The organism is Kangiella sp. (assembly GCF_014762745.1).
GTDB lineage: Bacteria > Pseudomonadota > Gammaproteobacteria > Enterobacterales > Kangiellaceae > Kangiella.
In genome coordinates this window covers 1-13423 of record NZ_JABURJ010000099.1, presented here as the reverse complement: position 1 = coordinate 13423, position 13423 = coordinate 1, and the positions used below count along the sequence as shown (strand labels likewise).

Below are 13423 nucleotides of genomic sequence, written 5' to 3'. Positions count from 1 at the left end.
AAAAGATGGTTAAATCACTTTAAGTTTTCTGCCTCCAAGAAAACGCTTCTATGTATCAAAAAGCCCAGTTAACTCTGGGCTTTTTGCGTTGTACTCGATATTATTAGTCAACTTTTATTACTACTCTCTTTTTATCTTTCCATGCCTGAGTTACCTGAAGTCGAAACCACCAAGAATGGCCTTGCCCCGCACATAGTCGGCAAACGCATCACGGCAGTTAATATCTACCAACCTCAGCTTCGCTGGCCTATCGCCGCAGAAGCCAAAGGCCTGGTAGGCATAACATCAGGTGAGATTGAGCGACGCGCCAAATATATGCTGTGGCACTTCCCTAAAGGCAGCCTGATCATGCATCTTGGCATGTCCGGCACCATGCGAGTGGTCTGCACTCAGACGGCAATTAAAAAACACGACCATTTTGAAGTGGTGTTTGACGACAAGAGCGCATTGCGCTTTAACGATCCGCGTCGCTTCGGAGCTATTTTGTGGCAACCGAAAGGCGAAACCTTAAGCGTGCTTAGTCAGCTTGGCCCAGAGCCATTAAGCGACGATTTTAACGGCCAATATCTGCATCAGATGTTAGCCAAACGCAAAGGGGCGATTAAAAATGCCATTATGGATAATAAGGTAGTGGTCGGTGTGGGTAATATCTATGCCAGCGAATCGCTGTTTATGAGCGGCATTCATCCCAAGCGTGCGGCCAATAAAGTCAGTCTGGCACGCTGTAACCTGCTGGCTGGGTTTATTAAAACGGTTCTGGAAAAAGCCATTGGCGAGGGTGGCACCACCTTAAAAGACTTTACCCAGACCGACGGTTCACCAGGCTATTTTGCACAGCAGCTCAATGTCTATGGAAGAGCAGAGCTTCCATGCAATCAATGCGGCAGCCTGATAAAAAAACAGGTTATCGGCCAACGCTCCAGCTTTTACTGCCCCAAATGCCAGCGCTGACTTGTTTTTCGAGCTAGCTTACAGACATTTCTTCTGTTAACTTGGAATTGCCACCTTCAAATAGACGTCCAGAAGGCTTGGTGATAATCAGCAACATTAAGGAGCACGCCATGTTTAAGCCATCAAAAGTCAAAACCGCTCAGGCAATCAGCAGCGAAGCCAAAGTGGATATGACCTCCCTGCTCGATATCGTCTTTATCATGCTACTTTTCTTCATTGTTACCACCAGCTTCATCAAAACTCAGACTGTTGATATGAAACAGGTTACCAATCAGTGCCAAAATGACTGTCAAGAGGATATCAGACCAATACTGGTCAGCATTAACGAAGACAGCCAGATAATTTTTGACAATAGAATCATTGACATAGAAGCCGTACAAGCCAATATTGAAGGCCAACTGGTCAACTCACCAGAAGCTCCGTTACTGATTCGAGTCAATGAAATGGCGCTACACGAAACTCTTATCGGTGCTTTAGACCAGGCAAAACAGGCCGGTATTCAAAAGGTTAGCGTTGCCCGCTGGTAAACAATATAGTCAGATCGGATTTTGCTAAATTTACACTAGACATTTAGTTCTGGATCACATTTAATGTGCCAGCTATACTTACTTAATTGGTGAATTTGTCGCCCAGATGTACCTTTGCTGGCTGAACCGAATGCATTCAAACCAGTCAGACAAATAGACAGAGCGATAGGATTAGAGAAATATGCGTAAAAGAAATAGAGAAGATGATGAAACCTCCATCGATATGACACCGATGCTAGACATCGTGTTTATCATGTTGATTTTCTTCATCGTAACAACTTCATTTGTTAAAGAGTCAGCAGTGGATATAGCGCGTCCTACTACCAACCAGGACACCACACCACCTGATAATCCTCCACCATTGATTGTAGTTTCAATTGATGAGTCGAGTAACGTTATCATTAAAGATCGTACTGTTGATAAAGAAGCGATTCGCGCAAACATCGAAACACAACTGGCTGTGGATCCACGTTCTCCAGTTTTAGTTCGAGTTCACGAAGACGCTCTTAACGAAGTGTTAATTGCTGCTGTTGACCAGGCCGAACAGGCTGGCGTTACTAAAGTTAACGTTGCTAAATGGATTGTTGGCAAGTAACAGCAATATAAGCAATCCCAAGAAAGGCGGCTTTGGCCGCCTTTTGCTTATCTAAGAGCCTTATCAGACCTATAATAAACCAATGCTTAACTTACTTGTCATTCTCTTTATTGCACTTGCGATCGGCTTCTGGCTTTATAACAGCCGCATTAGCGAGCAAGCACACAAGGTTGCGCTCAAAGCCTGTCAGGATGCCTATGTGCAGAACCTGGATGGCTACGTCGCTTTAAAGAAAGTTTACTTTGATAAGAATTCCGAGGGTAAATGGCGCTTCCTTCGCCGCTACCAGTTTGAGTTTGCTACAGATGGTGCAAAGCGCTACGTCGGCCATGTCATCATGCAAGGGCGATGGCCTATCATTGTAGAAATGGAATCACCACAGGAACCGGCTTAACCCAACCCTTTAGGCAACAATCTCAAGATCAGCATTCTCTGGCTCAATCTGCACCACATGAATCGGAACCAGGCCATAGCGCGCTCTGGCTCTATCGCAGGCAGGGTTAACTCCATCAAAATTAATTTCAAAGTCACGACAGGGGCTTGGCCTGTCGCCATAAATACTACAGGTCGCATCTTGGCCGACGGTGCCTCTCAGAGCAACGCAGCGCGGCTCTGCTCCCTGAGTTCCAGACATACATACTCTTTGCGGGCTGATTTTTTCGGTTAACTCTGCTGGAACTTGGCCATAGGGCGCCAAAGTGGTTTCACCCCAATAAAAAGACACTCTATAGGTGGCGCAACATGCACCGCAGGTAATACAAGGATTTGGATTCGTGCTCATCGCTCAACAGGACGCCAAACAGTCACACAACAAAGGAGTGGCTATTCTAATTGAGGTCAAAGAATCTTGTCTATAAGTCTTTTTAGTGGTCGGTGATAAAAGCTCAGTAACTAAGGTACCAGACTGATATGATTATCCACAACAGGCATCTTTAACGCTCGTTTTGCTGCCCGGTAGGCCTGCATATAAGCCCTATGCCCCGCTTCCAATTTAAAAGGGCCTGAACGCGGTAAATCGTGAATGACCAGACTGGTTAAATTATCACGCTGCGGAACCTGTATGGCAGAGGAGTTCTTGCGTCGCCAGGGTGATTTTGAGGCTATATGATGATAGAAGATTCGCTCACCCTGCTCAGTACCTTCAAGCGCTGGCCTGTCCTGAATACCTCCATCCAACAAACGATGGCTATCAATAACAATGGGTTGGAACATTACAGGAATAGCACAGGAAGCATAAATGGCTGATACCAGATCACCATCATTTAGTACAATCGTTTGCTTAGTGTCCATCGAATAAGCTGACAATGAAAGAGCAGCTCGACAGTCTGAAAATTGATTCGCTGTTAATGAACCGGCTAACAACTGACGAAATTTGTGGCCCTTAAGCAGTCCGAGGCCCAAACCGGGATCCCAGAAATCAGGGCGTTTAAGCCGAAACAGCAGTTCCTTGATATCTTTAGAGCTCATGCCACCAGCCCAACAGCCAGCAATTAATGCTCCTGCACTGGAGCCGGTCAGTTTATGAGGTAATAAATCAGCTTCTTCCAGCGCCTGCAATACTCCGGCATGCGCGAAGAAACCAAAAAAACCAGATGACAAGGTTAGGGTAAAGGGCTCTTCAGCAAGCCACTCTCTTAGTACCGGCCTAGACATGAGTCAGATGGGATAAAAAAGGCGACTTTCGTCGCCTTAAACAAACGGGTAGAAGAATCTTAACCGACAAATTTATTGCCCGTTAATTTTTCGTATTTGATGATCAGTTCTTCGTGAGTCTCCGGATGTTCCTCATCTAACGGGATACAGTCTACCGGACACACCTGCTGACATTGTGGCTCATCATAATGGCCCACACATTCGGTACATTTATTAGGGTCGATTTCATAAATCTCTTCACCCTGATAAATGGCCTCGTTTGGACATTCCGGCTCACAAACATCACAGTTAATACATTCGTCAGTAATTTTTAATGCCATAAGGATCTTTAATCTCTATTACGCAAATCGCCCTGCTATTATCGCTTATATAAGGTTCAAGTTCGAGTATTCAAGCCAGATTATTTTTTATGCATCTTCGACCATTCAAGACTTAAACTTATCAAAGAGTGCCTGTTCAACGCGCTCGTCGACAAATGCCGAAATATCACCACCCAGCGACGCCACTTCTCGAACCAGCGATGAGGAAATATAGGAGTATTTTTCCGACGGAGTCAGGAAAATTGACTCAAGATCCGGATCCAGATGACGGTTCATATTAGCCAACTGAAACTCGAACTCAAAATCTGAAACCGCGCGAATACCACGCAAAACAGCTATGGCATCGTTCTCTTTAGCAAAATTGGCCAGCAACCCACGGAAACCTAACACCTCCACCTGTGGGTTCTCCGCGAAGATCATACGCACCATATCAACCCGCTCATCCAGACTAAACAAAGGCTTTTTGGCAGGGCTATGCGCAATGGCAATAACCACTCTATCGAACAGGCGACAGGCACGATCCACCAAATCCATATGCCCCTTGGTAATAGGATCGAAAGTTCCTGGGTATAAAACGGTTTTCTTCATAATATTGACAGTCAATCAAAAGGCCATCTTACTGAAAAGTGCTATGAGATCCTAGAGCTGGCGACCAACTCGCTGGCCAGTCTGGCGACCATCCCGTAAATCGAAAGCTGCGGATTGGCACCGATGCTGGTTGGGAATATTGAGCCATCAAAAATATAAAGGCCGCTCAGATGGTGATAGCGTCCGTCTTCATCTACGACAGAGCTTCTGGCTTCAACACCCATTGCACAGCCGCCCATCACGTGGGCACTGAACACCAAAGCTTTAAGCGGCTCCATAGGTAACTGCTCAATGGCCCTTTTCGCCTCTTGCCAACTACGATATGGCTTAGCGTGCAGGTGAATTGGCAAGACCTGCGTTGCACCTGCTGCAAACTGCATTTCAGCCATGGCCAGCAACGCCTTGCGAGCACTCTTCCAGAAATAATCATTCAGCTCGTATTTCAGCTTTGGAAAACCATAGTCATCCAGCACCACTTCACCACCGACACTTTGCGCATCAAAGCCATCACGCAATAAAGCGATAGAACCCTGAATATGTGGAAACTTCTGCATGAGTGAAAAGTGCTGTTGGCCAAAGCTTGTTAATACGGTTGAGGTTAATAGCGGATGCAGTGGCGCTGCTTCTATCTTAAAGCCCATTTGATTGGTTTCAGGCCATAAAAAATGATCGCTGTAGATACTTTGCGGGGCACCGGCATAACCGTTAACCGCTTCAGGCATCACTGCCGCACTAATCAGGGTCGGATGTAAGAATGTTCGCTTGCCAATAAGCCTATTCGGGTCTGGCACTTTAGATCGCAATAAAACAGCAGGAGAGCCTATGGCACCGGCACTTAACACAACCAATGGCGCTGTTACGGTGATAACGCGATTATGCATTGGCTGACCAAACTCATCCATTGCGATCAGCTCACAACCAGTCACAGCGCCATTTTCATAAGTGATTCGCTCGACTCTGGCCTTATAGATCAGTCTGGCCCCTGCCTGCAGTGCAGCAGGTATGGTGGTGACCAGCATCGATTGCTTGGCATTGATGGGACAGCCCAGACCGCAATAGCCCAGATTGGCGCAGCCTTTCACATTGCGCGCGATTGATGAAAATGACCAGCCTAATTTTTTTGCGCCCTTAGCAATGGACTGGTTATTTTGATTAGCTGGTATTTGCCATGGCGCGATACTCAATCGCAGTTCCATTTTTTTGAACCAGGGAGCCAGCGATTCCTTACTATGCTTTTGCATACCAAACTGACTGCGCCAATGTTCGAGAGTCTGCTTAGGAGTTCTAAAGCTGGTAGTCCAGTTAACGGTTGTCGAACCACCAACAGAGCGCCCCTGTAAAATGTTTATCGCCTTATCTAAAGTCTTGCGTCCGGCAGACTCCTGATACAGTTGTGGGTAGGCTTCTTTTTCGCGCATCTTAAAGTCACGCGCAGTTTTTAATGGCCCCTCTTCTATCATTAAAACTCGGTAACCGGCATCGGCAAGTATCTCTGCACTAACTCCACCACCGGCTCCAGTTCCGATAATCACCACATCTGCAGTCATCTTTTTATGCTGTAGATTGGCCGCATCAATTGTATTAGAAGTCTTCATAAAATGACTCAGGCAGATTAAATTGCGGTGGGCCTGGATAACCGATCCTTTGCCAGCTCATCGGCTCTCCATAGTAGGAACCCAGAATGATCTGATGCAGTCCCAGATAGCCTGAGCGTAACAGTGCTAGATAACTTTCTTGCCAGGAGACAAGGAACGACTGTAATGCACTAATATCGGCCTGATTCCAACGTGTCCAGATGCCCGCCACCAAAGCCTTAGCTAACTGAAAGCTAAGCAGACTGAGAAGTTGTCGTAGCTCATCCTGCGTTGATTGAGGCAATCCACTGATGGCACCATCAATATTGTGCAAGACAATTAGTTTAGATTCCTGATCGTCTTTCTCCAGGGCCGGGTGCAGATAGGCAGGAATGATTGCCCATAACAGTAAACGCTCGTCCAAAGTTAGAAATCGATAAGAATAATCATCAGCTTCAACAGCGTCTACCGACTCAGTTAACGAAAACTGCCAGAGACTGATACCCGAAGCGACGGCCAAGCTACCCCATAGCGCTCCTTTTAATAGCTGTCGTCGCGAAGAGCTTTTGACTGCTTTATCTTTCTGCTTGCCCATTACCGACCTCGCATCAATCGATAAAGGAATTTGCTGAACTTACCATAAGGCGGATAAATCAACTTGGAACTGGCAACCCGAGACTGCTTAAAGATACTTTTAGCATGTGAAAAAGTTCTAAACCCTTCGATGCCATGATAATTTCCCATGCCGCTCGGACCAATTCCTCCAAAAGGAAGATTCTCCTGACTAACATGCAAAATCGTATCATTGACTGTCACGCCACCCGAATGCGTTTCGACCATTAACCGCTGGAAATGAACTTTGTTATTCGATAACAAATAAAGTGCCAATGGTCGTGGTCTGCTTTTAATAGCGGTGATCACATCATCCAGTGAATCATAAAAGAAAACAGGTAAGGAGGGCCCGAAGATTTCCTGTTGCATGATGAGCATATTATCATTGGAGTTTAGGACCAGATGAGGTGGCTGCTTACGTCCTGTGGTTTCCGCATCTTTAAAAAGAGGAATCAGCTCCGCGCCTTTTTCCACTGCATCATCCAACAACTCCTGATGTCGCTCCCACTGTTTGTTATTAATCATTGCAGTGTAGTGAGCACGCTTCCAGTCAGGATAAAACTGCTGCGCAACGGACTGACAACTGGTTACAAATTTATCTTTGTGCGAACTATGGACATAAACATAGTCGGGCGCTAAACAAGTTTGTCCGGAATTGAGAAGCTTGCCAAACAATATTTTTTCGACTGCTTTATCAAGCGGATAACCCTCATCAATAATAGTCGGTGATTTACCACCTAACTCTAAAGTAACCGGCGTTAAATTTTTACTCGCCGCCGCCATGACTTTTTTACCAATATCTGTTGAACCGGTAAATAAAATATGATCAAACGGCAGCGAGGCAAAATTTGCCGCAACCTCTGCGTCGCCATTAACAACGCTGATCCAGCCTTCATCAATGTGCTTATCACAAAGCTCGGCAAAAAGTTGGCTAAAGTGCGGAGTGAATTCCGACATTTTCACCATTACCCTGTTTCCCGCGGTAATAGCCGCTACAATTGGGCCAATAGCTAGATACAGTGGATAATTCCAGGGAACTATGATGCCAACGACACCCAACGGCTGATACATGACTTGAGCAGTCGCAGGTTTAAACCAGATACTGACTTTACGCTTTTCTGGGCACACCCAGGATGCCAGATGTTTACTGGAGTGTTGGATACTTTTAATCGAAGGAAAAATTTCAGCAATCTGAGTCTCGAACGCCTCTCGGTAGGAAAAGTCCTTATCAATAGCTTCAATGATTGCCTGTTCATTCTTAATCAACATTTTTTTCAGCTGCTTTAAGATGTTACGGCGTGTTTTGACTCCTGGATAAGGTTGTTCAAATGCTTTTTGTTTGAAGTGTTGGAAGACTTTTTCCATTGCCTTGCTTCATCTTATTTATCGAAGATTCAGCATAGCAAATTTTGGATGGAAATCTATAAGCAATTTGATGCTTATACAAGTAACCACTGTTCGTTAAAGAAAGCGGTCAAAGTAGTCTAAAATTGTTTTTTCCAGAAAAAAACTGGCACTAGAAATACTGGCTTCGTTGACAAAGCCGACATGACCACCATGTGAACTGACCCTTAGTTCAAGACTGCTGGACATCTGATTGTCTTTCGGAATAATTTCTGGCGACATAAAAGGGTCATCTTCAGCATGGAGTACCAATGCCGGTTTGGTAATGGTTTTTAGATAATAAATACTCGATGCTTTGCGGTAATAATCTTCTGCGTCTTTAAATTCATTCAGTTTTGATGTTACCCGATTATCAAACTCTCGAAACGATCCAATCAGCATTAAATCTTTCAAAGACAAGTTGAGTTTTTTAAGTAACTGTTCCTGATTAAATTTAGTGGCAATTTTTCGCTTAAGGGCTGTTAACAGATAATGCTTATAAATCTTAGAAAAACCATGATCGATTGAATCCGCACAGACAGATAAATTAAATGGAGTTGATACCGCACATCCTGCGGTGATATTAGCCTTGTCCCCCTGCTCACCAAGCCACTTAAGCAGGATATTTGCACCCAGTGAGTAACCTGCAACAAAAATCTTTTCAGGATCCTTTTTAGCCTTAATATACTGCATGATTTGCTGCAAATCTTCGCTACGACCTGAATGATAGGTTTTATCAAGCCGATTCATTTCACCACTACAACCACGCCAGTAAACTAACACCCCTCGCCAGCGGCGCTGGTGAACTTTAAACAGCATACGACGTAAATAAGGCGAATCAATGCCGCCCTCTAGACCATGTAGCAATACCACTGTCGGGGTATTTCGATTAGGATTCAGCCAGTCGATATCGATAAAGTCGCCATCATCAAGATCAACCCTTTCCCTGGTTAGATTAGGAAGTGGTATCTTTGGGCTCAAAGGAGCCCAGAAAGTTTGTATATGGCGGTTACTTAGCCACCATGGCGGATTAAAGTCACTTTCCTTGCGCATAATATCTTTAGTTTATGGTTATGGATGATAAGGCTTACTCAACTCGTGTACTGACTTAATAAATACACCAGCTTTTTCTGGATCTACGGTCTGATGAATACCATGTCCTAAGTTGAATACATGGCCAGAACCCTTGCCGTAACTTGCTAAAATGGTAGCCACCTCTTCGCGAATTCGCTCATCAGTGGCATACAAAATTGAAGGATCCATATTGCCCTGCAATGCCACCTTGCCTGCTACTTTAGCACGTGCGTCCGCAAGATCTGTTGTCCAGTCGACACCCAGACAATCACAGCCTGTTGCAGCCATCATAGCCAGCCAGGCACCACCACCTTTGGTAAATAAGGTTACAGGGATCTGTTGACCATCATGGTTACGTTTCAGACCATCAACAATTTTCTGCATATAGCGTAACGAAAATTCCTGGTAGTCTCTTGGGCTTAAAACACCACCCCAAGTATCAAAAATCATCAATGCCTGTGCACCCGATTCCACTTGCGCGTTCAGATAAAGAATAATCGAGTCGGCTAACTTGTCCAGCAATTGATGCATAACCGCTGGCTCTCGATACATCATGCCTTTAACTTCAGAAAAGTTCTTGGTCGTTCCGCCTTCAACCATATAGGTGGCCAACGTCCAGGGACTTCCTGAGAATCCAATCAGCGGCACCTCGCCTTTAAGCTCTCTACGAATGATGGAAACCGCATCAGTGACGTACTTTAACTCCTGGTGAGGATCGGGTATTGGCAATGCTTTGACATCAGCCTCACTTTTAACCGGCTTACGGAAAGCAGGGCCTTCGCCGGGCGTAAAATATAGGCCCAAACCCATCGCATCAGGAATAGTTAAAATGTCTGAAAATAAAATGGCCGCGTCCAAAGGATAACGACGCAGCGGCTGTAGAGTAACTTCACAGGCCAACTCAGGGTTGGTACACAAATCCATAAAACTACCGGCTTCTGCCCGTAATTGACGGTATTCAGGTAAGTAACGCCCAGCCTGACGCATCATCCAGATTGGGGTTCTATCAACAGGTTGTTGTAAGCAGGCTTTAAGATAACGATCGTTTTTTAGCGGATGGCTCATAGTTCAGTCAGTTAGCCGTTGTCATGGCCGCCATTATAAAGGTTATAATCGCCTAAAACAGCCCAATCTGATATTTTACTGACTTATCTCACTGGCAATTGCAGAAAAGGGGCGAATCCACGGTTGTTGATTGAGAATATGAGCTGGTAATGACAAAACTGCCTGCTCTGCCTCAGCACGAGTCCTATACGAGCCCCATAACACCCGATAGCGCGTTTCATCGTTTACTTTAGCTTTATAGACAAAGCTATCGGCCAGATCGAGTGACTTTTGAAACTCATTCGCCGCTTGCTGATTAGTATTAGAAAATAACTGAATACTGTAATGATCTCTTGATTGAGCCTCAAACCACTCCTTGAACCTGGGTTTAGAAGCAACCACCAGCTCTTCTGCAGTAGGCTCAGGCTCCGATAAAGCTATTTCTGCGATAGGATCAATGTGGCTTTCATCTGACTGGTCAGGTTCCTGCTGTATCGACTGCTCTGTGTCATTACCAGCTTCTGCTTGGCCAATTTTATCACCACCTTGATCTTCCACAACTTCTAATTTCTGATTCTGCAAATGGTTAGTTTGTGGCTCTTCTGAATCAGAAACGATCAACACAATTATAAAAACCACGAATGCACTGGTTAAAATTGCTGTGGTCCACCAGCCTTTATTGGCTTTCTCAAATGACTCGTTGCTTTCATAACCACTAATCAGCTTTTGCATATTCTTTTCAGCCTGCTCCACAATCAGCTTTGGCAAGCCTTTTGAAGCATACCAGATGGTATCGCTCTGCATTTGCGACAGCTGCATCATCTTCGGCTGGTCATGTAGCTGCTTAAGCAAAAACTGATAACAATCCTGCTTTGAGAAAAGGGGCAAGATGACATGGTTATTATAAAAGTCTGATACCCGCTCGCTGGTTCCGGCTTCTCCAAGCAGCAACCAAAATACATTATCGATTTCTTCAGTAAGGTGAACCAGCAGGCTAGTAGATGCTTCATGAGCATCATCAACCACAACGATTAAAGGTTTTGTTCGTTGTTTAGGAAGCTGATTAATAAGCTGATCAAAAGTACTTAATGGGTGAACTTGAACCCTAAGGCAATCAACAGACTCATCCAGCAATAACCGCTTCTCCAAAATCAGTCCAAAGGTACTTTTACCTGCACCAAACTCGCCCTCAATCAGAGTATAGCCGCCATTTATAGCCTTATGGCGCACAACTGAAATCAGACGCTTCCAGCTTTCCGGTAAGAATAAAACTCTTTTTTCTGCGGCAAACGGATTACTATTTTTAGTCAGTTGGAGTGACATCTTGTATTATGCTCGGTCTCTTTGTTCATTCAGAAACTGCTCTACGTCTTGCAGAAGTACATTCTTATCAATCATAACCTGACCGACTTTTTCGGGCAAAATTAATGTGATATTTTCACTGGTATTTTTCTTATCCAGGCGCATTGCAGCAACCAAATCGCTCACATCCAAATCTACTGGAAGCTGAGTGGGAAGACCAAAGGCACCTATCAGACCGATTATTTGCTCTAGTGCAGGCAAGGAGAGTCTATGACGTTGGTGGCTGAATTTTGCTGCCAGACAGATACCGATTGCTACCGCCTCACCATGGAGCAAAGTACCATAACCCGCACATGTTTCTATGGCATGGCCAAATGTATGTCCAAGGTTTAACCAGGCACGAACACCTTTCTCTTTGGCGTCCAAAGCAACAATCTGTGCTTTAATTCGGCAAGCCTTCTCAACGACTTGCGTCAAAGCTTCTTCTTGTAATGAAAGAATCTGTGAAACGTTATCGCCAAGCCAGTCAAAAAAGTGCCGATCATCAATAATAGCAGCTTTGATGACCTCACTAATTCCAGCCAACAGCTCGCGTGAAGGCAAAGTATTTAATGTCGAGATATCAGAGACAACTAAACTGGGCTGATGAAAAGCACCAATAAGGTTCTTGCCTGAAGGGTGATTGACAGCTGTCTTACCACCCACCGACGAATCAACTTGGGATAGCAGGGTTGTAGGAACTTGAATAATGGACATACCGCGATTAAGAGTAGCTGCGGCAAAGCCTGCCATATCACCGACAACACCACCACCTAATGCAATGACGGTATCGTTTCGGCGTAGACCGACTGAAATCATCTGATTGAGCAAAGATTGCCAAGACTCAAGAGTCTTGAACTCTTCTCCATCAGGCAACAGAAAGCTATGGATTTGATAGTTCGCGAGGGCCTGCTTGAGACTTTCTAAATATAGGGGGGCAACGGTTTCATTACTTACGATAAAAACGGACTCGCCCTTTAGGGTATCGGCAAAGATTTTTTGCTGAAACAGATCTTTGCCGATAAGAATCTTATAATGATTTTTTTCAGTGTCGAAATATAAGTCAATGTTTTTCAATGGCTTATAACTTTTAAGCGATAGGTTGTTCCATCAACTCAACAATTTCTTTAGCCACTGATTTTACAGAACTGATATTGGTTGCAACCGTCAGGTCGGCAATCTCTAAGTACAGCGGCTCACGCTCCTTCATTAGTGCTTCTAATGTTTCACGCGGATTATCATTTTGAATTAATGGTCTTCTTTTATCTCGTCGAGTTCTTTCTAACTGCTGCTCTATCGAGGTTTCAAGATAAACAACAACGCCTCTTGCTGCCAGGAAGTTTCGGCTTTTATCTGAGACTATAGCACCACCACCGGTGGCTAGCACAATACCTTGGCGTTGAGTTAGCTCTTCTAAAATGGCCTCTTCTCTTTTTCGAAAGCCATCTTCACCTTCGATATCAAAGATCCAATCAATAGGAGCACCCGTACGATCCTCAAGTTCATGATCACTGTCCACGAACTCAAGTTTAAGAATTTCGGCCAACTGCTTGCCAATTGTTGTTTTACCGGCACCCATTGGTCCCACTAAAAAGATATTGCGCTTACCTTTCATTGTATATTTTGAACTCTTCGATTACCAAAACAGATAAAAACCAAAAACCCAGGCGTGCGAATTATACCTGGGTTTTCAGTAATTGGGTACGAGGGATTAGTTTTTCAAGCCCTGCTCAATAATTTTTGGTGTTACGAATATGAGCA

16 protein-coding genes are annotated in these 13423 nt (G+C 44.7%); 4 read left to right on the top strand and 12 right to left on the bottom strand.

The window, feature by feature from the left end; translation table 11 throughout:
• The first annotated feature begins 141 nt into the window (after positions 1 to 141).
• The 4 genes from mutM to HUJ19_RS07450 all read left to right on the top strand — a co-directional run bounded on the left by mutM (position 142) and on the right by HUJ19_RS07450 (position 2467).
• The gene (gene mutM, locus HUJ19_RS07465; protein WP_290623091.1) at positions 142 to 951 is read left to right on the top strand and encodes a bifunctional DNA-formamidopyrimidine glycosylase/DNA-(apurinic or apyrimidinic site) lyase; all 810 of its coding nucleotides are present in this window, start codon (positions 142 to 144) and stop codon (positions 949 to 951) included.
• A 110-nt stretch (positions 952 to 1061) separates the two neighbouring features.
• Positions 1062 to 1478, top strand: a complete 417-nt coding sequence (locus HUJ19_RS07460; RefSeq protein WP_290623090.1) for a biopolymer transporter ExbD — start codon at positions 1062 to 1064, stop codon at positions 1476 to 1478.
• Positions 1479 to 1659: 181 nt separating this feature from the next.
• Positions 1660 to 2073: a biopolymer transporter ExbD gene (locus HUJ19_RS07455; RefSeq protein ID WP_290623089.1), complete on the top strand. Its 414-nt coding sequence runs from the start codon at positions 1660 to 1662 to the stop codon at positions 2071 to 2073.
• 82 nt (positions 2074 to 2155) lie between these two features.
• A complete protein-coding gene (locus HUJ19_RS07450) occupies positions 2156 to 2467 on the top strand; it encodes a DUF3301 domain-containing protein (RefSeq protein WP_290623088.1) in 312 nt (103 codons plus the stop codon).
• A gap of 9 nt (positions 2468 to 2476) precedes the next feature.
• Here HUJ19_RS07450 and HUJ19_RS07445 read toward each other — a convergent pair whose 3' ends face one another.
• The 12 genes from HUJ19_RS07445 to aroK all read right to left on the bottom strand — a co-directional run bounded on the left by HUJ19_RS07445 (position 2477) and on the right by aroK (position 13277).
• Positions 2477 to 2854: a YkgJ family cysteine cluster protein gene (locus HUJ19_RS07445; protein WP_290623087.1), complete on the bottom strand. Its 378-nt coding sequence runs from the start codon at positions 2852 to 2854 to the stop codon at positions 2477 to 2479.
• A gap of 110 nt (positions 2855 to 2964) precedes the next feature.
• Positions 2965 to 3726 (bottom strand): patatin-like phospholipase family protein, encoded by a 762-nt coding sequence (locus tag HUJ19_RS07440; RefSeq protein ID WP_290623086.1) that lies wholly within the window; start codon positions 3724 to 3726, stop codon positions 2965 to 2967.
• Positions 3727 to 3785: 59 nt separating this feature from the next.
• Entirely contained in the window at positions 3786 to 4046 is a 261-nt protein-coding gene (locus tag HUJ19_RS07435) for a YfhL family 4Fe-4S dicluster ferredoxin (RefSeq protein ID WP_290623085.1), read from the bottom strand.
• 105 nt (positions 4047 to 4151) lie between these two features.
• Positions 4152 to 4634, bottom strand: a complete 483-nt coding sequence (gene coaD, locus HUJ19_RS07430) for a pantetheine-phosphate adenylyltransferase (protein ID WP_290623084.1) — start codon at positions 4632 to 4634, stop codon at positions 4152 to 4154.
• Between the two features lie 41 nt (positions 4635 to 4675).
• Complete coding sequence (locus HUJ19_RS07425) at positions 4676 to 6229, bottom strand: GMC family oxidoreductase (protein ID WP_290623083.1); 1554 nt, start codon at positions 6227 to 6229, stop codon at positions 4676 to 4678.
• A complete protein-coding gene (locus tag HUJ19_RS07420) occupies positions 6216 to 6803 on the bottom strand; it encodes a hypothetical protein (RefSeq protein WP_290623082.1) in 588 nt (195 codons plus the stop codon). Before HUJ19_RS07420 ends, HUJ19_RS07425 begins: the two co-directional genes overlap by 14 nt.
• Positions 6803 to 8185, bottom strand: a complete 1383-nt coding sequence (locus HUJ19_RS07415) for a coniferyl aldehyde dehydrogenase (protein ID WP_290623081.1) — start codon at positions 8183 to 8185, stop codon at positions 6803 to 6805. The genes HUJ19_RS07420 and HUJ19_RS07415 overlap by 1 nt, the downstream gene beginning before the upstream one ends.
• Before the next feature lie 96 nt (positions 8186 to 8281).
• A complete protein-coding gene (locus HUJ19_RS07410; RefSeq protein ID WP_290623080.1) occupies positions 8282 to 9256 on the bottom strand; it encodes a hydrolase in 975 nt (324 codons plus the stop codon).
• Between the two features lie 18 nt (positions 9257 to 9274).
• Positions 9275 to 10342: a uroporphyrinogen decarboxylase gene (gene hemE / locus HUJ19_RS07405; protein ID WP_290623079.1), complete on the bottom strand. Its 1068-nt coding sequence runs from the start codon at positions 10340 to 10342 to the stop codon at positions 9275 to 9277.
• Positions 10343 to 10417: 75 nt separating this feature from the next.
• Positions 10418 to 11644: an SPOR domain-containing protein gene (locus HUJ19_RS07400; protein WP_290623078.1), complete on the bottom strand. Its 1227-nt coding sequence runs from the start codon at positions 11642 to 11644 to the stop codon at positions 10418 to 10420.
• A 6-nt stretch (positions 11645 to 11650) separates the two neighbouring features.
• Positions 11651 to 12739 (bottom strand): 3-dehydroquinate synthase, encoded by a 1089-nt coding sequence (gene aroB / locus HUJ19_RS07395; RefSeq protein WP_290623077.1) that lies wholly within the window; start codon positions 12737 to 12739, stop codon positions 11651 to 11653.
• A 13-nt stretch (positions 12740 to 12752) separates the two neighbouring features.
• The gene (gene aroK / locus HUJ19_RS07390) at positions 12753 to 13277 is read right to left on the bottom strand and encodes a shikimate kinase AroK (protein ID WP_290623076.1); all 525 of its coding nucleotides are present in this window, start codon (positions 13275 to 13277) and stop codon (positions 12753 to 12755) included.
• Positions 13278 to 13423: the final 146 nt, after the last annotated feature.